Genomic DNA, 23,141 nt, shown 5'->3' with positions numbered 1-23,141 from the left:
GGGCGCGCCGGCGGGATCCGGCGCGCCTCACGCGTTCAGTGCCCCGGCTCGCCGCCGGGGCGCCGCGTCGTGCGCGAACAGCTCTCGGTAGGTCCCCTCTCGTGCGATGAGGTCCTCGTGCGTGCCCCGCTCGACGATGCGGCCGCGGTCGAGCACGAGGATCTTGTGGGCGTCGCGGATCGCGCTCAGCCGATGCGAGATCACGATCCGCGTGACCTCGAGCCCGGACAGCGCCGCGTCGACGCGGCGTTCGGTCTCGGGGTCGAGGTGGCTGGTGGCCTCGTCCAGGATGAGCAGGCGAGGCTTGTGGACGAGGGCGCGGGCCAGGGCGACCCGCTGGCGCTGCCCGGCCGACAGCGCGGCGCCGGCCTCGCCGACGAGGGTGCCGTACGCCATGGGCATGGCGCCCACGTCGTCGTGCAGTCCGGCGATGCGGGCGGCGCGCACCACCTCCTCCTCGGTGGCGTCCTCCCGGCCGAGTGTGAGGTTGTCCATGATCGTGCCGTTGAACAGGTTGAGGTCCTGCAGAACGGCCCCGCAGCGGGAGCGCAGGTCGTGGACGTCGAGGTCGGCCAGCTCGTACCCGTCGTGGCGCACCGTACCGGCGGTGGGGCGCAGCAGGCCGAGGACCAGCAGGGCGATGGTGCTCTTGCCGGAGCCGGTGCGGCCGACGATGCCGAGCTTGCTGCCGGGCGGGACGGTGAAGGTGAGGTCCCTGAGCACCGGCGGGGCGTCGGCCTGGTAGTGGAAGACCAGTTCCTCGACCTCGATGCCGCTGGCGGTGTGCGCGGGGAGGCGCACGGGGCCGGTGGGTTCCTCGTCCGCGTCGACGATGTCGTAGACCCGCTCGATCTGGCTTCGCAGCATCGGGTAGCTCTGGCCCGCGCTGGCCAGCCCCTGCAGGGGGGCGAGCACGGCGAGGGCGACGGTGCTGGCGGCGAGCGCGGTGCCGATCGTCATGCCGCCGTTCAGGACGAGCCCGAGTCCGGTCAGCAGCAGGAGCAGCGGGGCGGCGATGGTGAGGGCCTGGTGGAAGGCCTCCAGGCCGGCGGTGATCCGGCCGCGGACGACCAGAGCGCCGCGATACGTGTCGAACAGCCGCACCCAGTGCTGCTCGGCCCGTCCCTCGACACCGTTGGCCTTGACCGGGACCACGGCCTCCAGGGTCTCGGTGAGGTAGCTCTGCTCCTCGGCCTTGGCCGACAGCTCCCGCTGGTAGACGGCCGCGACCCGCGGGGAGACCCGTACCACCAGCAGCACGTGGGCGGCGCCCAGGGCGAGGACGACGGGCACGTAGCCGGGGGCGAGCACGGCCAGGCCGATCAGGTAGCCCACCAGGAGCGCGGCGTCCAGTACGAGTATCAGCAGCCGTTGCGTGACGGTCTCGCGCGTGGTGGAGACGCTGCCGAGCCGGGCGAGCAGGTCTCCCCTGCGGCGCTGGATGAAGAACGACAGCGGCAGCCGCAGCATGTGGCGGATGAGCTGCCGTCCCAGCGTCGCCTCGGCGCGGACGCGCAGGGTGAGCACCGCCATCTCTCTCAGCAGGGTCGTGAGCCCGGCCAGGACGGTGGTGCCGAGCACCACCACGGCGAAGATCGGCAGGATGTCCGTCCGCCGGTCGGGGGCGAAGGTGTCGACGACCTGCTGGGTGGCGAGCGGCAGCACCAGGGCCAGCAGCTTCAGCACGGTCGCGCAGGCCAGCACGGCGGCGAGCAGACTCCGGCTGCCGGGCATCGCCACGAAGTCCCGCAGGTAGCGGAGCATCAGCCACTCCCGCATGGGAGTGCGCCGCCGGACGAACTCGGGGCCGGGAGACACGTGGATCAGCACGCCGCCGAAGCGCCGGTCGAAGTCCCGCACGCTCTGCCACTGGCGGCCGCCGCCCGGGTCGGCCAGGCGGACGCGCCGCGCGCCGACCCGTTCCACGACGACGAAGTGGTGGTCGGCCAGGTAGGCGATGGCCGGCTGGTCGATGGGGCCGAGGCGCTCCGTCCGCTCGGTCCGCGCGTGCAGGCCCATCCGGGGGGCGGCGGCGATCAGGTGGGCGGCGGAGACGCCGTCGCGTCCGATGCCGAGCATCTCCCGGCATTCGGCGACCCGGGTGTCCCTGCCGTGGAAGCTGGCGATCATGGCCAGGCAGGCCGCGGCGCATTCGGTGGAGGTGAGCTGGTGTCGCAGCGGGACCCTGCCCATCAGCCCTCACTCCCGACGGGCGCGTCGAGCAGCAGCACGGACGGGACGCTCTCTGGCCGGGCGAGCCGGAGCAGGCCGTGCCCGATGCCGGCCAGCCCGTTCATCAGGCCGGGGGTGGGGGCGGCACCGGGCGCGCCCCAGCGGGGGCCGCGGCGGGCCAGGTCGTCGAGGAGGTGGGCCGTGCGGGCCGCCAGCAGCTCCGCCGCCTCCGGCCGGTGGCGCAGCTGGATGAGCAGTTCGAGGTTGCCCAGCTCGCCGTGGCAGAGGCTGTGGTTGGCCATCGGCCCGCGTTCCAGCTCGGCGGCGAGCGCGCGGTCGAGGTCCCGGTCGAGGTCCGGCTCCGGGCCGCCGACGCGCGACAGGCCGATGCCGGGTGCCCCGTGGCACCAGGCGTGGAGCATGTCGTCGCCGCCCTGTCCCTGCCGGTAGTCGGGCCAGCCCCGCAGGTCCGGCCGGTAGTGCTCGCTCTCGTAGGCGAAGGCGGCCAGGGCGGTGTCACGGGCGCGCGGGTCGCCGCCCGCCTCGGCGTAGCGGCGCAGCGCCCAGCCGATGCCGCCGGCGCCGTGGGAGAAACCGGTCAGCGGCAGGTCGTCGCTCATCGGCGTGTGCCAGGCCACTCCGGCCCCGGCGGGGACCGCGGTGGCCAGCAGGCGTTCGGCACACGCCTCCGCGGTGCGCCAGGCCGCGGGTGACCCGGTGACCCGGTGGATCGCGAGCATCGTGGCCAGGGTTCCGGCGCTGCCGCAGATGACGTCCAGCGCCTCGTCCTGGCCGGCCGCCTTCGCGCACAGCTCCACCAGGCCCTCGACCGGCCGCGCCAGCCCCGCGTCGTCCAGCAGGACGGCCAGGTGGGTGAGGGCGTACGCGACTCCGCCGAGGCCGGTGAAGGCGCCCATGACGCCTTCCTCCGGCGGGTCCTCGGCCAGTCGCGCGAGCGGGACCGCCGCGCGCCGTGCCAGGTCGGCGTACCGCTCCTCACCGGTGACGGCGGCGCACTGGGCCAGGAACAGCGCCACGCCGGTGTAGCCGTCGTACAGGTTCCAGCTCAGCGGCTGCGGTATCCAGTACTTCTCCTCGACCAGCTCCAGCCCGAGCCAGTTGACGCGCCCGCCGGGTCCGGAGGCACAGGTGTGGCGGTCGATGAGGTCGGCGACGTCCCGGGCGGCGGCGACCAGCCTGGCCTCGTCCGGTCTGACGGCGGCGAGGGTGGCGGGGGCGGGGGCGGCGGGGGCCGTGCCGACGGCGACGGTGGTGAGCGCGGTGAGCCCGGAGCGGTCCCGGGTGACCATGGCCGCCCGGATGACCCATTCCTGGCGGGCGCGGTCGGCCCGGCCCATGCCGAGGACCTTGCGGACGGCGCGGCTCAGGCTGGACTCGGGCAGGACGTCCGGGACGCGGACGCCGCCGGAGGTCCACAGGTCGCGGCTGCCTGGCCGGGTCGTGAAGATCGGGATGTCGCCCGCCCAGAGGTCCTCCACCTCGTAGGCGATCAGCCGCTCACGGGTGCGATCGCCGTGGGTGATCGCCCACAGGTAGTCCAGCACGCGGTCGCGGTCGAGGCCGTGGCGGAGCACGTCCGGGTGGGTGGACTCCATCATCAGCTTGCCGTACGTACGGGTCGCCCGCGGGACGACGCGGACCTCGTCGCCGGAGAACGTGGTCATCAGCCGGACCAGGGCGGGGGCGTCGGCCGCGATCGCCTCGTAGCCGACGCCGAACCCGGCCAGCAGGTCGTCGAGGTGGTCGGCGGGGTCGGCCTCGTCCTCGCCCAGGCGCGGGCGGTTGCGCACGCCGGGAAAGACCAGGTGTTCGCGGACCAGCCGCATCTCGTCGGTGCCCCGTCCGGTCCAGGTCGGCGTCTTCATCGGCAGCACGGCGTCCTTGTCACCGCCCATGCCGGACAGGTCGATCACGCCGCTCTCGCCCACCATCAGCTCGGGCAGCAGGCCGCTGCGGCTCACCGACGACTCCAGGGCCAGCGCGGCCGGGTCCTCCATGAGGCGCTCGATCCCCGCCCCGGGCACCAGCGGGTGCAGCAGGGCCTCCAGGTCGACCAGCACGGGCTGGTCGCCGCAGGCGATCAGGTTCTCGCAGTGGAAGTCGGCGCCGTCGAGGGCGTGCAGCATCGCGAGCAGCGCGCCGAGCCTGTGGTAGTAGCGGGCGACCTCCTCCCGGTCCTGGCACGGCAGGTGGGGCGCGAACTCCACCCAGCCGTACGAACCTCGGTCCAGCACGGCCAGGCGGATGAGGTCCAGGCCCGCGACGCGCTCGTTGAGCCAGGCCAGGGCGTCGTTGAAGTGCCGGTGGACGGCCTGCGGGCGCGGCTTGTACACCACCTGCGCGCCGCTTTCGAAGGTGAGGACGCTGACCGCGCGACCGCCCTGGTGGGTGTCGCCGCCGCCCTCGACCGCCGTCAGCGGGCCGGGGTCGGCACCGCCCAGCAGCGTCCGCACGATGTCGGGCCGATCCTCGGTGTAGCGGGCGAGCATCTCGCTCCGGCCGGCCGCGAACCGGTCGGCCGTCTGGGTCAGCATCCGGGCCAGCACCGGGTACTCCTCGCACAGCGCGGCGAGCGCCTCGGGGCGCCCGAACCACCGGACGAAGTCCGCGAACCGCTCCTCGGGCGTCGCCCCCTCAAGCCGCCGCGAAACGCGCATGACGTTGAGCTCCAGCACCAGCGTCCGCGACGCCGGCGCCGCGAGCCGCTGCCGGAGCTCGACGTTCCAGGCCGCGAGCAGGGCGTCCGCCCGGACGGCCGGGCCGCACGCGTCCAGCGCGTCGCCCAGGTGTCGCAGCGCGCCCTCGGCGAACGGCGCCATGATCGCCGCGAACCCCTCGTCGGCGGGCACCGCGTCCGCGCGGGCGACGACCTCGGCGGACGTCGCGTGCGCCGTGGCGATCGACTCGGCGGCCCGTACGGCCCAGTCCGGCCGGGCGACGCGGCCGGCCAGGGCGGCGGGTTCCTCGTCCAGCAGCGAGGCCAGCCCGTCGACGGTCAGCCCGGCCGCGGCCAGCCGCCGGTCGAACTGCCCGCTCTCCAGCAGCCCGTGAGCGTTCCGCCACTCCCGCAGCCGCCAGCGCGCGGTCTCGCCGGCCGACTCCGGCGCGCGGCCGGCGGGGATGTCCCCGCCGGTCCGGTCCAGCCGCTCGGCCAGCGTCAGCCCGCCCGCCCACCACTCCGCGCCGAGTCCGGGCGCCGCCCCTGGGGTGATTCCGTCTCCGCTCATAGCTGGCACTCTGCCGACGCGCGGCGCCGGCCACATGCGGGCGCCGCCCCCATATTCGCGCGGGCCCACCGGGCGTCATGGGGGCATCGGCCGCGTCAGGTGGGACCGTGGCACATCAACTCGGCCGCGTGCCCGTACAGCGGGGCGTCAGGTGGAACCGTGCACACCAGCTCGGCCGCGTGCCCGTACAACGGGGCGCCATAGGGGCATCGGCCGCGTCAGGCGGAACCGTGGCGCATCAACTCGGCCGCGTGCTCGTACATGGCGGCCCGGTCGGGCAGGCCCGTTTTCTGCAGCAGGCTCGCGACGTGCTTCTCCACTGTGCGGGGCGAGATGAACAGCCGCTTGCCGATGTCGACGTTGCCACGCCGCTCGGCGAGCAGGGCGAGCACCTGGTACTCCCGCACGCTGACGCCCTGGGCACGCAGCCCGCTCGGCACCTGTTCCCGTCCGGTACGGCGCTGCGCCACGGCCGCGCCGGCTCCGCGCAGCATCGCCCGGCAGGCCCCGGTGACCGCGGGGATGCCCGCCTGGTGGAAGTACTCCTCGGCGGTGCGCAGCCAGACCAGCGGCTCGCCCCAGCCGTCCGCCAGGGCCGCCTCGGCGACCAGCCGGAGCCCCAGATGGTGGGCGAGGGGGAAGGGCCGGGCGGCCTCGGCGGCCCTTCCGAACGCGGCGAGCGCGCGCTCGGGGTCGCCCCGGCGGCCCAGCAGCACGGCCCTGGCCAGGTGGAGGAAGGTCCGGTTCCAGGCCAGTTCGGCGGCCGAGGTGGTCTCCGCGGCGTCGCACTCGGTGGCGCCCGCCCGGCCGGCGAGCACGTCCATGAGCACGCCGAGGCCGTACCTGCCGGTGAGGTAGTAGATGGTGGGGTTGTCGTCCTCCCACTCCCGCGCCCTGGTCAGCATCTCGCCGCAGAGGTCGCGGTCCTCCTCCAGCAGTGCGCACATCGCCTGGCACAGGCCGTAGACCACCGGCATGTGCAGGCTGCTCTCGCCGCCCCACCTGCGGAACCGCTCCAGCGCGCCCTCCATGTCGGCGCGCTTGGCCTGGTGGGCCGCGAGCGTGGCCTGGGCGAGGAGGAGATACTGGGTGTAGGCGGTGTGGCCGAGCCGGATGGTGGACTCGACGCACGGGACGGCGAGCTCGTGGGCGTCACCGTACTCGCCGCGGAGCACCCCCGTCATGACCAGGGACGCCTGGGTGGAGTGGACCAGGCTGATCGCGCCCGTCCGGGCCGCCGCCCTGCCGACCTCCTCCAGCGGCTCCCGCTCGCCGGTGCGCAGGGCGTGGTTGACGGCCAGGCGCAGCATCGCCCGCAGCTTCCACAGCTTCAGGCCGTGGGCGTCGGCGATGGACACCACCCGCGTCAGGCACCGGTCGGGCTCGTCGAACCCGCGGGTCCGGGAGAACATCGCCATCCGCTCCCACGCCTGGCAGGCCACCTCGGGGAGTGGGACGCGTTCGGCGACCTCCACGGCCCGCCGCACGAGGGCCTCGGCGGCGGCCATCCGCTGGGGGCTCTGCTGGAGGACCCCGTGGTCGGGGACGATGAGCTGGGCCTCGATCACGTCGATGGCCGCCGTACGGGCCTCGTCCGGGTTGATCTGGAGGAGCCTGCGGAGCGCCGCGACATGCGCCAGGCCGTCGGCGGTCCCGCCGATCTCGGCGGCGACCCAGGCCAGCTTGGTGCGCAGGTCCATCTCGTGCGGGATGGTCATCGCCAGGTCGCCGCTGATCGGGAGGTCCTTGGCGAGGGCGAAGGCGCGGTCGGCCTGCCCGCTCTCGGTCAGCGCGTGCAGGAGCCCCTGGAGGACGCTCGCCCGCAGGTCGGCGGGGGCGGACCCGAGCATGGTGTAGGCGCGTTCGAGCAGCGTCACGGCCAGGTCGGCGGCACCGTCGTCCAGCAGGCGGCGGCCGGCGTCGGCGAGCAGGCCGGCCGCGCCGAGGGTGTCCCCGGCGGTCAGGCGCAGGGTGGCCGCGATCTGGCACCACTCGCCGGGCAGCCCGGGGTGCAGGCGCTCCAGCGCGCCGGCGGCGCGGCGCGCGATCGACGCCCGCTCAAGAGGGATCAGCGAGGAACGCAGGGCTTCGGCCATCAGCGCGTGACGGAAGGCGTACCAGTCGCCGGCGGAGTCGTCCGGCATGATGAGCCGCGCCCCCGTCCCCGCGCGCAGGAAGTCCATCACCTCGCGGTCGGCCAGGCCGGTGGCCTCCTGGATCATCGGAACCGGGAAGCGGGAGCCGAAGACCGCCGCCATGTGCAGCAACTCCTGGGCGGAGGGGCTCAGCTGGGCGGCGCGCAGCGTGATGCTGCGCACCAGCGTGGTCGGCACGTCGATCGCGGGGTCGCCGTTCAGCCGCCACCGCCGCCCGTCGTGTTCCAGGGCGCCGACGTCCGCCATGGCGGCGAGCAGCTCCTCGACGACGAACGGGACGCCCGCCGTGTCACGTTCCAGACGGGTGAGAAGCTGCTGGGGCAGGTCGTCGGGCGAGACCTCCAGGCAGGCGGCGGTCAGCCGGGCGAGCTGCTCCGGCGGCAGGGGCGCGAGCTCGACGAGGGCCGCGGTCCGCCGCTGGGCGCAGGTCTCGGCGACGGACCGCGCCGGCCCGGCGTGGCTGCGGGCGTTGGCCAGCAGGAAGGCGGGCACATCGGCGAGGTTGTCGGCGAGGTACTCGACGACGGCGAGCGTGTCGGCGTCCGCGTCGTGCAGGTCCTCCAGGACGAGCAGGCAGCCGCCGTCCCGCCCGATGACGGCCAGCAGCCGCAGGACCGCCTCGGCCAGTACCATCACCGACTCCAGATGGTCGGCGACCCCCGCCCGGCGCCACTCCGGGACCAGCTTGGTGAGCGCCGGCAGATAGGGCATCAGGGCCGGATCGTCCGGCGGCTCCTTCGTCCTGGTGTAGGAGAGCAGCGCCTCGCACAGCGGTTTGAACGGAATGTCCGCGCTGACGCCTCCGCCCCGTCCCCGTAACGCGACCATCCCTGTGTCGAACGCCTGGTACGCGCACTCCGCGGAAAGGCGGGACTTGCCTATCCCGGGATCGCCGAGCAGGAAGACCGCGCCACCCCGGCCGTCTCGCGCGGCGGCCAGACGCCGGTCGAGTTGCTCGATTTCCCTTTCGCGTCCGACCAAAATGGGGGAGGTAAATGACATGACGACAGGCTAACTGCCGTCATGTCAGGAAAAATGGTATTAAGGCGCACTCATAGAGACGGGTATGACGGTGTCGTCCCCGCCCGCGGCCATCACCGCGTGCGCCGCGGTGTCCGGCGAGCCGAACGCGATCGTCGTCCCCACCGTCAGGCCGGCCAGCACCAGCGCGCGGGTCACCGGGGACACCCCGGCCAGTCTGATCATGATCGATCCGGCCGGATTGTCCAGCCGGTCCTGCCGCGGCGCGGCCGGCTCCCCTGCGGTCGAACGGTTCTCAGAGTCCACGGATCTCTCCTTCATCAGTCGGCCGCAGCAGCAGCACCGACGGTGTCATCTCGGGAAGGGCCAGCCTGAGCAGACCGTGGCCGATGCCGGCCAGGCCGTCCAGCAGGCCCGGGGTCGACGCGTGGCGGGGAGTACCGCACCGCGCCCCGTACGTGTCCAGCGAGGCCAGCAGCCTGCCGGTGTGGCGGTGCAGTGACCGCCGCGCATCGGGGTCGTCGCCTCGCCGGGCGAGGGCGCTCAGCGTCTCCAGACGCCCCGCCTCGCCGTGGCACAGGCCGTGTCCCCCCAGCGGGACGCCGGAGATCGGGGACACCGTCGGGGACACCGTCGGGGACGCTGTCGGATCGCCCGGGAGGGCAGCGCCGGACAGTGCGTCGGACAGGGCCAGGCGCACTCCGGCCCGGCCGTGGCACCAGGTGTCCCCCTCCGCCGCCCGCGCGGCGGCGCGGGTGAGCAGACGGGCGCCGTCCGGGCTCGGTCCCTGCCTGACGAGCGCCCACCCCACGCCCGCGGCGCCGAAGGCGAAACCCGGCGGCAGATCCGCCGCCGAGGGCACCGAGGCCGCCAGGCGTTCCGCGCACGCCGCCGCCACGCGGCCGGCCACGGCCGCCCCCGTGCTGTGCCGGACGGCGAGCATCGCGGCCAGGCACCCGGCCAGGCCGTCGTGGACGTCCAGCGGCGCCTCGTCGGTGACCGCCGCGCCGGCCGCCTCCACCGCGGGCTCCACCCAGCTCGCCACCTCGGCGTCGCCGAGCAGGACGCCGAGCTGCGACAGGCCGTACGCGATGCCGCCGAGGCCGCTGAATCCCCCGCAGCCCACGGCTCGCAGCAGGGCCTCGTGCGCGCCGATCCGCTCCAGCAGCCGAGGCAGCGGCCGCACCGCCATCCGGGCGAAGTCCATGTAGCGGGAGATCCCGGTGGCGCGACTCGCCTGCGCCAGGAACAGCGCGACGCCGAGGTACCCGCTGGACAACCCCGCGCCCAACGGCATGATCGTCCACCGGCCGTCCTCCACCGGCTCCAGGCCCAGCCAGTTGACGGTACGGCCGTCGCGGTGCGCGGTCGCGCACAGGCGGTCCGCGATGCCCCGCGCGGCGGCCACGAGCGCCGCCGGGTGGGGCACCGTGGCCGGCAACGGCGCCTCGGACGGCTCGCCGGGCGCGTGCCGCCCACCCGCCACCCGGGCCGCCATCGACGCCTGGATGATCCATTCCTGGTTCTCCCGGTCGGCGTCGCCCAGCCGGGCCAGCTTGGCGGCCACGAGGTCCAGCCCGCTTTCCTCCGGACGCCACGGCAGTGCCCTGCCCCCACCGTCGCGGATCTCCCGCTCACCGGGGGACGCGCCGAAGTACGGGATGTCCCCCGCCCACAGGTCGGCCCGCTCGGACGGCACCGCGGCCGACCGCGCGGGGTCGCCGGCCGACACGGCGTCCAGCAGGTCGAACACCTCGTCCCGGTCGGCGGTGGACCGCATCACGTCCGGATGCGTCGACTCGATCAGCAGCTCGCCGTAGAAGCGGGTTGGCCGGAGCAGTACGCGGACCTCGGCCTGGCCGAACCGCGCCAGCGGCCCGCGCAGCAGTTCGTCGTGTCCCGCCGCGATGGCGTCGTAGGCACGCCGGAAACCGGCCAGCAGGCTCGGCACGTGGTCGGCCGGGTCGGCGTCCACCCCGTTCAGCGTGGGGCGGTTGGCCGCTCCGGTGAAACGGGTGACGCCGCGCACCAGCCGCATCGTGTCCGTCCCGGCCTCCTCCCACTGGGCGGACAGGAACGGGTACACCCCGTCCTTGTCCCCGCCCAGGCCGGAGACGTCCAGCGCGCCCTGCTCGCCGACCATCATCTTCGGCAGCAGCGCGGTGCGCTGGACGGAGTCCCGCAGGGCGTGCAGCGCCGGGTCTGCGGACGCCTCCGCGGGCAACGCCGCGTGGAACAGCGTCTCGACGTCGACCAGCACCGGCTGATCCGCGCAGGCGATGAGGTTCTCGTAGTGCACGTCGATGGCGTTCAACGCGTACAGCAGGGCGAGCAGCGCACCGGCGCGCGTGTAGAACCGCTCCACCTCGGCCGCGTCCGCGCACGGCTCGGCCAGCACGAACTCCGTCCAGCCGTAGCCCTCCCGCCGCACCGCGCGCGGGACGCGCAGGCCGAGGCCGGGGAGTCGTTCGTTAAGCCAGTCGAGCACCTCTGCGAAGTGCAGGTACGCCTGGACCGGCCTCGGCCGGTAGACGACCTTCGCGCCGCCGGCCAGGGTCACCACGGTGACGGCGCGCCCCCCGAGATGGCTGTCACCGGCGGCGGAGAACTCCACCGGGCTCCCGGGATCGCCCCCCAGCAGTTCCCGCAGGTGCTCGCGATCCGCCGCGAAGCGCGTCAGGAGTTCCAGCCCCGCCTCCACCGCCTGGTCGGCGGCCTGACGCAGCAGGCGGGCGAGGACGGGGTAGTCCTCCAGCAGCCCGGCGAGCCCCTTCTCGCCGCCCACCCGGCCCACGAAATCGGCGAACCGCTCGGCCGGCGTGGCTCCGGACAGCTCCCCCCTCACCCGCCGCGCGTTCAGCTCGAACACCAGGACCCGGGAGGCGATCCGGGTGAGCCTGGCCGTCAGGTCAATCGCGAACCGCTCCCGGACCGAGGCGAGCCCAGGCCCACCCTCCAGCCGTGCGGCACCGGCGACCAGCCGCCCCACCGCCTGGCGGACGAGCGGACGCACCGCGTCCGACAGGGTCGCGTCCCGCCCCGCCGGGACGCCGGACGTGTCCACGACGGCCTCCGACGCGCCGGCTCCGGCAACGGGACGAGCCGCCTCGGGAGCGGTGGCCCGGTCAGAGGGACGCGCCGCGGCCCGGACTCGGGGCGGCACGACGGCGGGCGGGCTTGCGGGGTTCACAGCCAGCAAGTATGGCGACCACTACAAACCATGACATGGGTGCAATGCCCCCATATTTCGGCGAGCCCCCAGCCGCGGCGACACCCCGGCCCACTTCCAGGCGACATCCATCCGAATCCATCCGAGGTTCGGCGACGGCCCCTAGGAGACCTGTTCGGCAGGGGCGCCCCAGGTGTTGCAGGACCCCACGGTGCCGCCCTCCTGGCCGCGCCGCATCCACTCGGCGCTGCTGGCCCCCGAGCCGTGCGACTGCCGGTAGCCCGCCTCCGCGCCGTCCTCGGCGCCGGAACCGCGCCCGGCGAGACGGCGCAGGTTCTCCAGCCGTCGCGGCGCGGCGTTCCGCAGCGTCACCGCGGCCAGGCAGTCCGCCTGCAGTTCGAGCCGCCGCGACCACGCCTCGTCGAAGGCCTCGGAACCTCTCTGGTCGGCGATCCCGCTGACCTCCTGGACGTGGTGGGCGTACTCGTGCGCGAGCGTGAACATCATCGGGAAGGCCCGCTCACCCTCGACCAGCACGTTGACGACGCGGGGCTCGGGGCAGTAGATCCCGGCCCAGTCGTAGTCGTCGATCCCGCACGCGGCCTCCTCGGGGGCGGCGACCAGCCGCACCTCCCCCGGCGGCTCGTAGTCGATGTCCGCCCGCGCCAGGGTGGCCGCCCACATCCGTTCCAGGCACCCGGTGAGGGCCCTCAACGACGCCGTTACGTCGGCGTCGAGGTCCTTGGGAAGGGTGCCGCAGCGGCCGCCGACCGGCCCGGTCTCCTCGTAGAGACGATGCTTCGCCGCGGCCGAGAGGGGCGAGCCCGGGGCGGTTCCGAGGAGTTCCCTGAGGTCCCCGCCGAGATAGGCGAGCCCGCCGACGATGACGGCGAAGGCGAGCAGGGTCGGCAGCACTCGCCGGACCATCCCGGGCCGGCGCGGCTCGCGCGCCTCCCAGTCCCGGGGCCCGACCATTCGCCTCTCCCCTGATCCTTTTGAATGCCTTTGGGAGGGTCTATCACAATCTCTCGGGTGCCGTCTCGCCAAGCGCCGCCAACGCCTCGGCCAGCACGTCCCGCACGGCCCGCGCCAGGCGCACCCGGGCGGCGTGGAGTTCCGACGGCTCCTCGTCCCCCGAGGGAAGCGCGGCGGCCCCCTCGAACGCGTCGTGGTAGGCCAGCGCCAGCCCCTCGGCGTAGGCGGCCCACCCGGGGTCCCGGCTCACCCGCCTGCCGTGCACCTCGGCCAGCAGCCTGAGCACCGCCCGGTCCCTCCGGTCCTCCAGCAGCTCGGGTCTGAAGTCCCCGCCGACGCCGAGTTCCGCGGCCCAGCGCTGTACGGCGACCGCCCGCGCGTGCGCGTACCTGACGACGAACCCGGGGTTGGCCCACGTCCTGGGCAGGTCCTTCCACGGGGACCCGGGAACGGGGGACCCGCCCGTGCCCGCGGGAACGGCCGGGCCGATCTCCGTGACCAGCTCGCCGGGGACGGCCACCGCGATCTCCAGGAAACCGCCGGGCCGCACCCGGACGGCCGTGATCCCCGGCAGCGCGCGGAGCCGGCCGGCCATCTCGGCGGGATCCTCTCCCCGGCGCAGCGCGGCCGGGGAGACGTAGAGCGCCTCCTCGGCCCACGTTCCCCTGGGGATCGGGGGCAGGCCGAGGACCTCGCCGAGCTCGCCGGGCGTCATCCCGGCAGCCTAACGATCCCGGTACGGCCGGCGGTCAGATCAGGGCGTGCGGGTCGGCCGGGCCGTAGTCGACGAGCTGGGCCGAGCCGAGCAGCCAGCGGTCTCGGTCGCGGAGGCAGACGTAGCCGAAGCGGTCGGCGGAGAAGACCTTGATCCCGTCCGCGCGGCACTGGCGCATCAGCACGTCCGCCCAGTTGTCCGAGACGTCGGCGAAGCCGATGCCCCGCAGGACCGCGCGGCGGGCCAGCAGGGTCGCCCCCGCGACGTCCGGCAGGTAGGAGTACTCCGCCGAGGGCTGGCGCAGCACGGTCGCCGCGACGTCACGCAGGTGGGCGTAGTAGGCCGCCTTGCCGACGATGTCGGCTCCTGCGAACAGGAAGGCCCGGCTGAGATCGGTCAGGTAGTGCTCGCCGTACTGGTCGCGGGCGTCCATGACCGCCACCAGGTCGCCCTGGCACAGGTCGAGGGCGCGGTTGAGCAGGCCGCCCGTGGTCAGGCCGGGGTCGGAGCGGCGTACCGTGACGTCCACGCCGTCGGGCATCGCCTCGCGGGCCCGCCCGGCGGCGTCGGCGGCGTCCGACAGCAGCACCAGCTGGACGACTCCCTTCTGCGGCGCGACCTGGGCCAGGGTGTGGCCGAGGTCGCCCCGGTCGATCATGATCACCGAGACGTTCAGGGTGGCCCTGCCGCTGGGCAGGCCGATCGCGTCCAGCAGGTCGTCGACCTTGTTCGTCATCGTGCCCGCGGCGTACGCCTGGCGGAGCGCCAGGTGGGCGCGGCGCGGGTCGGGCTCGGTGCCGATGGGGGTGCCGCAGGCGGCCAGCTCGGCCATCCGCCAGGGCTCGGTGCCCGGCGGGCAGTCGACCGCGACGGGCCAGCGGTAGGAGGTGAGCACGTCCGGGTACGACAGGTGCCCGGGAAGCAGCTCCTCCAGCGAGAGCACCCGCCCGAACCGGTCCCCGGCCAGTGGGAGCGGGTTGTGCACGCGCGGCTGGACGGCGAAGGGCAGGATGCCCAGCGAGGGCGTCCTGCGTCCCGGCTCGGGCTCCTGGGCAGCCAGCGCGGTGCCCCACGGCCCCACGGACTTGGGCAGCGCGGTCACGACGTGCTCGAACAGCCTGGCCGCGGCGACGAACTCGGCGGGGGCACCCTCGGTGTGCCAGAAGACCGTGCGGATGCCCCGCTCGGCGCACCAGGCCAGCAGGGCGCGCAGTCCCTGGTCCGGCCTGCGCACCTCCTCCGCCCACGGCCCCTCGGTCACCGACTCGACCAGCAGCAGGTGCGGGACCTCGGCGGCCAGCACCCGGGCGAAGTCCCTCGGCGTGAAACCGGTGCTCTGGCGCCACTCGTAGCGCAGCAGCGCCTCGCCGTGCGGCGCGGCGATCACGGCCGCGGTCAGGTGCGGGCGGGTGTTCGGGCCGGTCGGGACGCGGTACGGCTTGAGTCTCACCGACCTGCCGCCGACGGTCCTGACGGAGCTGGTGGCCTGGAAGGACGCCCCGGGGACGGGCGTCTTGTCGCCCGCCTTGCGCGGCACCGGCTGGCGCTTGGGAGCGGTCGGGCGCTTGGCCGGCTTGGCCGCCCCGCGCAGGCCGCGCGCCAGCCGCACCGGGTTGCTCTTGCCCGTCTTGATCGCGTCGCCCAGCCGTGACCAGCGGGCCACCTGCACCGACGAGAGCTTCCACCTGGCCACCTCGGCCTGGTAGCGCTGCTCGGCCAGGTCCTTGCGGAGCTTCTCCTCCGCCGCGTTCGCGGCCTCGAGCCGTTCCTCGGTCTCGCTCAGAAGCTCCTTCACCCCGCGCAGCTCCTCGGCCGCACGCTCCGCATCGGCGATCTTGGCCTGTGCCGCGTCGAGCAGGCGGGCCAGTTCGGCAGCCCTCTCCGCGTGCGCCACCGCCTCCCGCAACGCCTGTCGTGTGCTTTCGAGTTGCTCGCCCGCCACGCCGTCCTCCGTTTCGTGAGCCGGGCGAAAGGATACCCTTTGGTCAATCGCGACACAGAGGAGTCAGCACGGTGCAGTGGCCGACGTTCAATGTGAGGCCGTACGTCTGCGGCGGCATCGGGCACCTCGACGAGGCCGTCCTGGAGACGCTGCGCGGGGCCGGGCCGCGGGTCAGACCCGCCGTCCAGGCCGGGAACGCGGCCCTGTTCAGCTCCTCCCCGCTGCCTCCCTACCGGCGGGACGAGCGCACCTGGGCCTTCGCCTGGGGGGAGCGCACGCCCGGCGGAACGGCGCCGTGGATCACCGTGGCGGAGACCTACGAGACACCCGGCCTCATCGACGACGGCGAGCGGATCACGCTGCACGCCGGAGGTCTCGGCCTCGTCGACGTCTACTACCTGTCCCTCGGCGGGGCGGTCTACTTCTCCTCGCTGCTGGAACCGCTGCTCTCCCTCGCCCGCACGCCGTACGAGATCAACTGGGACGCCTGGGCCTCGATCCTCCAGCTGACCTTCCCACTGCGCGACGACACCCCGTACACGCAGGTGAAACGGCTGGCGGGGGCGAGCGCGCTGGTCTTCGACCGGGCGTCGGAGCGGATCGGCGTCGAGCGGATGCTGCCCCGGTGGCTGCGCGAGGAGCCCTACGAGGCGGGACGGACCGCCGGGGAGATCCTGGAGATCCTGCACGAGGTCTACAAGGAGTTCGACGGGCGCCCGCTGCTGGTGCCGGTCAGCGGCGGCTACGACTCGCGGCTGCTGTGCTCGGTGGCGGTGGCGCGCGGGGCCGACGTGGAGTCGTGGACGACCAGCCCCGACGACGGCACCGACACCGACATCGTCTTCGCCAAAGCGATCACCCGCGAGCTGGGCGTGCGCCACCGGGTGATCGCCCAGGACGCCGCCGCCTACCCCGACGACGCGCTGGCCGCGGCGCGGCGGCTGGAGTTCCTCACCCCGCACCACGCCTGGTACACCCCGTTCGCCCGCGAGGTGCACAAGGTGGGGCGGACGCTGGTCGACGGGCTGGCCGGGGGGCCGCTGCTGAAGAACTTCATGGTCAGCGGGGCCGCGCTGGACGCCTCCACCCAGGCCGAGCGCAAGGCCGCGCTGCTCGGCTCGCTGGCGCTGGGCTCCCCGTCCGTGCCGTTCCTGTCGGAGGGGGCCGAGGCCTGGATCACCGACAGCGTCGGACACGCCTTCACCCAGTCGACCGCCATGCTCAACGGCCACCGGGCGGAGCTGCCGCTGTCGGTCCTGCACACCAGGACGGCGCGGGGCATCGCCCGCTCCCCGGTCAACCTGGTCGGCCCCGAGGTCTCGTTCGCGGCGCCGTTCATCCACCCCGCCTTCTTCGACGCGGCGCTCTCGGTCGGCGTGCACCGCAAGGACCAGGGGCGCTTCTACCGCGAGATCCTGTACGCGGCCAACCCGCGCGTGGCCGCGCTGCCCTCCACCAACGTGGTCAAGCAGCCGCTCCAGCGGATCCCGCTCCGCTCGGCCGCCGCGCCCGCCAGGGAGTACGGCCACCGGATGCTCACCCGGGTCGCCGGCGCCGTGCCCTCGCTGCTGTCGGAGCAGCTGCACGCCGTGGTCGCCGAGGGCCCCGACGGGCTGGCGCGGTTCAACGGCTGGAACGACCGCTTCTGGGTGCGCGGCCTGGTGCTGTTCGGCGCCTGGCTCGGCGACCACCAGGACCGTCTCCCCGACCTCACCCCGCCCTGGGACTGACCTCCCCGGCCTCTCCCACCCCGAGCCCGGATCTCCCCGCGCCCGCCGGTCCGTAGCACGCGGTCCGGCGGGCCTTTCACGCGCCCCCGGAGACCCGGTCGGAACCCCTTCGCAAAGGACCGTTTCCCGGCCGCGCCGGGTGATCCGTTTCCCGGCCGCATCTTCGGGCATAGGACGAGGTCACCCCCATGAGGCGTGTCGTGTTTCGCACAGGAAAACGATGAGTGACACGGCGATTACGCAGCCATGGCGCGATGCGCGGGGAAATTCCGTGGGGCGGGAGCGATGTACCACACCAAGGGGGCCTCGAGGGCGTCAGGTGGCTGGTAGTGTTCGGCCCAGAAAGCGCCACAACGGACGGTCCCGAATCACAAATTCGGTCTGTCCGCGGCCACGGAGCTCGTGGGGATGACGGCTCCCGCCGGCGCGGTCACCAAACATCATCAGCCGGAGCATCCGGTGACTTCGTCCTGCCCTTCATCACCGTGAGCGAGAACACGATGAACCCATCCCCCCTGCCCTCCCCCTCCCACGAGTCCGTGCCCGAGAACTTCGTCTCGGCGGACCCTCAGTGGTACAAGCGCGCGGTCTTCTACGAGGTCCTGGTCCGTGGGTTCAAGGACTCCAACGGCGACGGCACCGGCGACCTGCGCGGCCTCATCGAGAAGCTGGACTACGTCGAGTGGCTCGGCGTCGACTGCCTGTGGCTGCTCCCGCTGTACGAGTCTCCCCTGCGTGACGGCGGATACGACATCTCCGACTACATGAAGATCCTGCCGGACTTCGGCGACCTCGGGGACTTCGTGGAGCTGATCGAGTCGGCGCACAGGCGGGGCCTGCGCATCATCACCGACCTGGTGATGAACCACACCAGCGACAAACACCCCTGGTTCCAGGCCTCCCGGCACGACCCCGAGGGCCCGTACGGCGACTTCTACGTCTGGTCCGACGACCCGACCGGGTATCCCGACGCGCCGATCATCTTCGTCGGCGCCGAGGAGTCCAACTGGACCTACGACCCGATCCGCAAGCAGTACTACTGGCACCGCTTCTTCCACCACCAGCCGGACCTGAACTACGAGAACCCGGCGGTCCAGGAGGCCATGCTGGAGGTCCTGCGGTTCTGGCTGGACCTGGGCATCGACGGCTTCAGGCTCGACGCGGTGCCGTACCTCTTCGAGCGCGAGGGCACCGACTGCTCCGGCCTGCCGGAGACCCACGCGTACCTGAAGAAGGTCCGCGCCGAGATCGACCGCCTCTACCCCGACCGGGTGCTGCTCGCCGAGGCCAACGGCTGGCCCGAGGACGTGGTCGAGTACTTCGGCGACCCCGCCGTCGGCGGCGACGAGTGCCACATGGCCTTCCACTTCCCGCTCATGCCCCGCATCTTCATGGGGGTGCGGCGGGGCAGCCGCGAGCCGATCTCCGAGATCATGTCGCGGACCCCGAAGCTCCCGGAGAGCGGCCAGTGGGGCATCTTCCTTCGTAACCACGACGAGCTGACGCTCGAGACGGTCACCGAGGAGGAGCGCGACTACATGCACGCCGAGTACGCCAAGGACCCGCGCATGCGGGCCTACCTCGGCATCCGGCGCCGCCTCGCCCCGCTGCTGGAGAACGACCGCGACCAGATCGAGCTGTTCACCGCGCTGCTGCTGTCGCTGCCCGGCTCCCCGGTCATGTACTACGGCGACGAGATCGGCATGGGCGACAACATCTGGCTGGAGGACCGCGACGCGGTCCGCACCCCGATGCAGTGGAGCCCCGACCGCAACGCGGGCTTCTCCAAGGCCGACCCGGGACGCCTGTACCTGCCCGTCGTCATGGACCCGATCCACGGCTACCAGGCGGTCAACGTGGAGGCGCAGCAGAAGAACCCCGCCTCGCTGCTCCACTTCACCAGGAACATGCTGGCGATCCGCCGCAGCCACCAGGTCTTCGGCACCGGCGTCTACAACGAGCTGTGGTCCAGCAACCCGGCGGTGCTCAGCTTCGTCCGCGAGGACGGCGACGACCTGATGCTGTGCGTCAACAACCTGTCGAAGTATCCGCAGCCGGTCGAGCTCGACCTGCGCCGCTTCGCGGGTATGATCCCGGTCGAGGCCAGGGGCGGGGTGCGGTTCCCCGCCGTGGGCACCCTGCCGTACCTGCTGACCCTGCCCGGTCACGGCTTCTACTGGTTCTCGCTCAAGAACTCCGACACCCCCGGCATCGACGGCTGAACCCCCTTGTGAGACAGCCCCGGGACGGTCACCGTCCCGGGGCTGTGGGCTATCGCGCGGTGACCGGGACCTGGGCGCGGGCCGCGCGCCCGGCCGGGATCAGCGTCACCAGCAGGGCGGTCCCGACCGCGACGAGCACCGCGACGGCGAGCGTCAGGACCGAGGGCGTACGGCCGATGCCCGCGCCGACACCGCTGGTGTGGCCCTGAAGGTCGATCAGCCCGCCGACCAGCGAGGCCCCGGCCGCGGTGCCCGCGACCACGCCCAGCACGATCAGCAGGCCGGTCCCGGTGACCAGGGTGGCCGCCACCTGCCGGGGCGTGAGGCCCATGGCCTTGAGCACCGCGAGGTCGAGGGCGTGGTCGCGCAGGCCCAGCGCGCTCGCCGTCAGGAGGTTGGCCAGGCCGAGCAGGGCGAGCACGACGATCAGCGCCACGATCACCACGCGGATGATCGCGAGCCGTTCCGCCGGGTTGACCACCCGGTGCACCTCCAGCGCCTCTCCCGAGGCGATCAGCAGCCGCGCCCTGACCTCCGCCGGGTCGGCGCCCGGCCTGAGCACCAGGCTGTAGAACTGCGGCGGCACCGCGTCCTTGGCCGCGAGGCTGTCGATCCCGAAGGAGAGCACCTCGCCGTCCTGGTCGGGCTCCACCACCCGGCCCACGAGGTGCACGATCAGCGGGGTGCCGCCGACGGTCAGCCGGACCCGGTCGCCGATCTTCACGTCCAGCAGGTCGAGCAGCCCCTGCCCTGCGACGGCCTCTCCCCTGGCGGCGTACATCCGCCCCTCGACGACCGAGAAGGGGTACGGCTCGGCGGAGGTGCCCGCGGCGCGGGCCAGCACGCTCCTGGTCTGCTCGGGCTCCAGGGCGGGCACCACGGTGCCGGGGTAGGCGGCCAGCACCTCCGGGTCGGCCCTGGCGATCCGCAGGGCGTCGTCGGCGGGGAGCTTGTCCGGGCGCACGGTGAGCGCCGCCGCCTGGCCGACCTGCTCCGGGTGGCGCAGGAAGTCGTCCAGGGTGGCCCAGCAGCCGAGCCCGATGGTGATCATCATCATCGGGATCGCGACACCGAAGATGCTCAGGAACGCCGGGACGCGCCGGGTGAAGGCGTCGCGGGTGCCCAGGACCAGGGCCGGGGGCAGCCGTACGAGGAGTGCCAGGCGCGCCAGCCGCGACAGGTGCCCCCTGGGCGGCGCCGCGGGGGCCGCGGGGACGGGCGGGGTGCGTCCGCCCCGCCAGGCGGGCAGGGCGACCGCGACCAGGACCACGGCGGCGGTGCCGCCGGCGATGGCGAGCAGCGGGACCGTGGAGAGCGGCAGGATCGGCGCCCCGTCCAGGACGAACGAGGCGGCGATCTGCCCGCAGAGCAGCCCGATGGCGATGCCGACCAGCCCGAGCGCGCCGTGCTCGGCCATGAGCACGCCGAAGACCTGGCCCCGGGTGTAGCCGAGGGACTTGAGGGTGGCGATGTCGCGCGTCTGGCTCAGCACCCGGCCGCCCACCGCGTTGGCGATGGCGAGCGCCGCCGCGACCAGCCCGGTGATCCCGAACAGCGCGAGCAGCAGGCCGAGCAGCCGGTTGTCCAGCTCCATCGAGGCGCGGACCTCGCGCCAGGTGGACATCCGCTGGATCTGCTCGTCCAGGAGGGTGACGGCCCCGTGGACGGCGGGCAGCGTGGCCTCCCCGTCGGCCAGGCGCAGGCCGGTGACCGACTCGCTGCGGCCCAGGGCGGGCTCGACCCTGGCCAGGACGGGCGCGAGCGTCCAGGCCAGGCCGGGCGTCCACTCGGGGTAGAAGCCCTGGTCGGCGGTGTCGGCCAGGCCGACCACGATGAGCGGGTGGGTGGCGCCGTTGAGCGCGGTCACCGGGAAGGTGCCGCCCACCTTCAGCCCGAGCGCCCTGGCGAAGGAGCGCTCGACGACCACGCCGTCGGTGTCGCCGGGGCGGAGCGGGCGTCCCTCGCGGATCAGCGGGGCGGCGATCCTCGGCGGCGTCGCGGACATCTCCCGCAGCGCCACCGGCGACTTCTTCCCGTCCAGTGTGAGGGTGACCGGAGCCGACCGGTAAGGCCCGGCGACCTGGACCACGCCGGGGAGCCTCGACAGCGCGGCCGGGTCGGGGGCGTCCTTGGTGTGGATCCACACGTGCGCGCCCCTGGACTCGGCGAACAGCCCGCGCCACGGGTTGGTGCCGTCCTCCAACAGGGTCGCGGAGGTGATCAGCGCCGTGACGATCCCGGCCACGGCCAGCACCGTCAGCAGCGCCTGGACCCTGCGGGCCCTGAGGTCGGCCCGGATCCACCTGACGGAGGCGCGTACGGTGCTCACCGCGACGCCCCCCGTACGGCTCGCGGAACCGCGGGTGCGGCGGGCCTCGGGGGCACGCGCCGCCGCGTCCCCGGGGACCCCGGGGACCCCGGGGACGCGGGCGGGAAAGCCTGAGGGCGCACCGTCAGCCTCTCAGCTCGACGACGTCGCCCGCGCTGCTCTTGGGACGGCGGCGGACCAGCCCGGTGCCGCCGTCGTCGACGATCTGGCCGTCCAGGAGGCAGACCACCCGGTCGGCCAGGCTCGCCACCCTGGCGTCGTGGGTGACCAGGATGACGGTCTGGCCCTCGCGGTGGACCTCGCCGAGCAGGCGCAGGACGTCGCGGGTGTTGCGGCTGTCGAGGTTGCCCGTGGGCTCGTCCGCGAGCAGCAGGCTCGGCTTGTTGGCGAGCGCGCGGGCCAGCGCGACCCGTTGCTGCTCGCCCCCGGCGAGCTGGGAGGGGGCGGCGTCGGCGCGGGCGGTCAGGCCGAGCTCGCCGAGGAGGTATTCGCGGCGGCGGCGGGCCTCGCGTGTGGAGGCGCCCGCCAGCAGCGCGGGCAGCTCGACGTTGTCGGCCACGGTCATGTTGGCGACGAGGTTGAAGAACTGGAAGACGAAGCCGATCTTCCGGCGGCGGAGCAGCGCCCAGGCGCTCTCGTTGAGCGTGTCGGCCCGCTGCCCGTCGAGCCAGATCTCGCCGCTGGTCCGGGCATCGAGGCCGCCGATCATGTGGATCAGGGTGGACTTGCCGGAGCCGGACGGGCCCGTGACCGCCACGAACTCCCCCGGGCTCACCCGCAGGTCGACCCCCCGCACCGCGGGCACCGGCACCCCGCCGTCCTGGTAGATCTTGACGAGATTGACGGTTTCGACCACGGGAACCACAGGAATCACGGGAGACGTCAACTCAGGTCCTCCTGGCAGCGTTCGAGCCAGTCGAGGTCGGCCTGGAGGTGCAGCATGGCCCCCTCGACCAGCAGGAGCGCGACGCGATTCTCCGGGTCGGTGCGCTCGGCGAGTTCGTTGAGGTCACGCATGAGTCCAAGGTAGTGACGGCGCTGGCGGTTGATCATCGCCATCCTGTCAGCGATGCCGGTCATCGGGGCCAGTACGAGCTTCATGAAGAACTCGTCCCGGACCCTGGGGCCCTCGGTGGGCTCGTCCACCCACGTTTCGAGGATCTCGCGGCCGTCGGCCGTCAGGTAGTAGACCTTCTTGTTCGGCCGGTTGGACTGCTCGACGTCCACGGCGCGCACCAGGCCGTCCTTCTCCAGACGGCCGAGCGTGACGTAGACCTGCCCGATGTTCGGTGAAGGGTAGGCGCTGCCGAAGATCTGTTCAAGTGCCTGTTTGAGCTCGTAGCCGTGGGCAGGTTCCTTCGCGAGGAGCGCCAGCAGCGTCAGCCGCACGCCCCACCTCCTCGGGGAGCTCGTTACGTGAGCGTTATGGGGTTATCCGTTGACGGTGATGTTATCGCTATGCATAACATGCATGCATCTACCTAACACGTATGTAACCAACT

The 23,141-nt window shown here is 73.4% G+C and carries 13 protein-coding genes; 2 read left to right on the top strand and 11 right to left on the bottom strand.

What is annotated here, in order from left to right; genetic code table 11:
* Window positions 1-27: 27 nt before the first annotated feature.
* The 8 genes from OG587_RS15585 to OG587_RS15550 all read right to left on the bottom strand — a co-directional run bounded on the left by OG587_RS15585 (window position 28) and on the right by OG587_RS15550 (window position 15,358).
* Complete coding sequence (locus OG587_RS15585) at window positions 28-2,193, bottom strand: peptidase domain-containing ABC transporter (protein ID WP_329090918.1); 2,166 nt, start codon at window positions 2,191-2,193, stop codon at window positions 28-30.
* Window positions 2,193-5,420 (bottom strand): type 2 lanthipeptide synthetase LanM family protein, encoded by a 3,228-nt coding sequence (locus tag OG587_RS15580; protein WP_329090916.1) that lies wholly within the window; start codon window positions 5,418-5,420, stop codon window positions 2,193-2,195. Before OG587_RS15580 ends, OG587_RS15585 begins: the two co-directional genes overlap by 1 nt.
* A gap of 218 nt (window positions 5,421-5,638) precedes the next feature.
* Window positions 5,639-8,578: a helix-turn-helix transcriptional regulator gene (locus OG587_RS15575; protein ID WP_329090914.1), complete on the bottom strand. Its 2,940-nt coding sequence runs from the start codon at window positions 8,576-8,578 to the stop codon at window positions 5,639-5,641.
* 39 nt (window positions 8,579-8,617) lie between these two features.
* Window positions 8,618-8,863, bottom strand: coding sequence for a hypothetical protein (locus tag OG587_RS15570; RefSeq protein ID WP_329090912.1), 246 nt, complete (start codon window positions 8,861-8,863; stop codon window positions 8,618-8,620).
* The gene (locus OG587_RS15565) at window positions 8,853-11,747 is read right to left on the bottom strand and encodes a type 2 lanthipeptide synthetase LanM family protein (protein ID WP_329090910.1); all 2,895 of its coding nucleotides are present in this window, start codon (window positions 11,745-11,747) and stop codon (window positions 8,853-8,855) included. The genes OG587_RS15570 and OG587_RS15565 overlap by 11 nt, the downstream gene beginning before the upstream one ends.
* Window positions 11,748-11,888: 141 nt before the next feature.
* Window positions 11,889-12,701: a neutral zinc metallopeptidase gene (locus OG587_RS15560; RefSeq protein ID WP_329090909.1), complete on the bottom strand. Its 813-nt coding sequence runs from the start codon at window positions 12,699-12,701 to the stop codon at window positions 11,889-11,891.
* 43 nt (window positions 12,702-12,744) lie between these two features.
* Window positions 12,745-13,416, bottom strand: coding sequence for a DALR anticodon-binding domain-containing protein (locus tag OG587_RS15555; protein WP_329090907.1), 672 nt, complete (start codon window positions 13,414-13,416; stop codon window positions 12,745-12,747).
* Window positions 13,417-13,450: 34 nt separating this feature from the next.
* Window positions 13,451-15,358, bottom strand: coding sequence for a hypothetical protein (locus OG587_RS15550; protein WP_329090906.1), 1,908 nt, complete (start codon window positions 15,356-15,358; stop codon window positions 13,451-13,453).
* A gap of 71 nt (window positions 15,359-15,429) precedes the next feature.
* On the opposite strand from OG587_RS15550, the gene OG587_RS15545 reads away from it, so the two are divergent.
* Both OG587_RS15545 and treS read left to right on the top strand, forming a co-directional pair.
* Window positions 15,430-17,088 carry an asparagine synthetase B family protein gene (locus tag OG587_RS15545; RefSeq protein WP_329090904.1) on the top strand — a complete coding sequence of 553 codons (1,659 nt, stop codon included), beginning with the start codon at window positions 15,430-15,432 and terminating at the stop codon, window positions 17,086-17,088.
* A 500-nt stretch (window positions 17,089-17,588) separates the two neighbouring features.
* Entirely contained in the window at window positions 17,589-19,310 is a 1,722-nt protein-coding gene (gene treS, locus OG587_RS15540) for a maltose alpha-D-glucosyltransferase (protein WP_329090902.1), read from the top strand.
* Window positions 19,311-19,359: 49 nt separating this feature from the next.
* Here the strand turns inward: treS and OG587_RS15535 are convergent, their stop codons facing one another.
* From OG587_RS15535 to OG587_RS15525, 3 genes are all read right to left on the bottom strand, one after another.
* Window positions 19,360-21,639 carry an ABC transporter permease gene (locus OG587_RS15535; RefSeq protein ID WP_329090899.1) on the bottom strand — a complete coding sequence of 760 codons (2,280 nt, stop codon included), beginning with the start codon at window positions 21,637-21,639 and terminating at the stop codon, window positions 19,360-19,362.
* A gap of 124 nt (window positions 21,640-21,763) precedes the next feature.
* Window positions 21,764-22,504 (bottom strand): ABC transporter ATP-binding protein, encoded by a 741-nt coding sequence (locus OG587_RS15530; protein ID WP_329090896.1) that lies wholly within the window; start codon window positions 22,502-22,504, stop codon window positions 21,764-21,766.
* Between the two features lie 17 nt (window positions 22,505-22,521).
* A complete protein-coding gene (locus tag OG587_RS15525) occupies window positions 22,522-23,028 on the bottom strand; it encodes a PadR family transcriptional regulator (protein WP_329090894.1) in 507 nt (168 codons plus the stop codon).
* Window positions 23,029-23,141: the final 113 nt, after the last annotated feature.

This window comes from Streptosporangium sp. NBC_01469, from assembly GCF_036227305.1.
GTDB lineage: Bacteria > Actinomycetota > Actinomycetes > Streptosporangiales > Streptosporangiaceae > Streptosporangium.
This window is presented reverse-complemented; position numbering and strand designations above follow the sequence as displayed.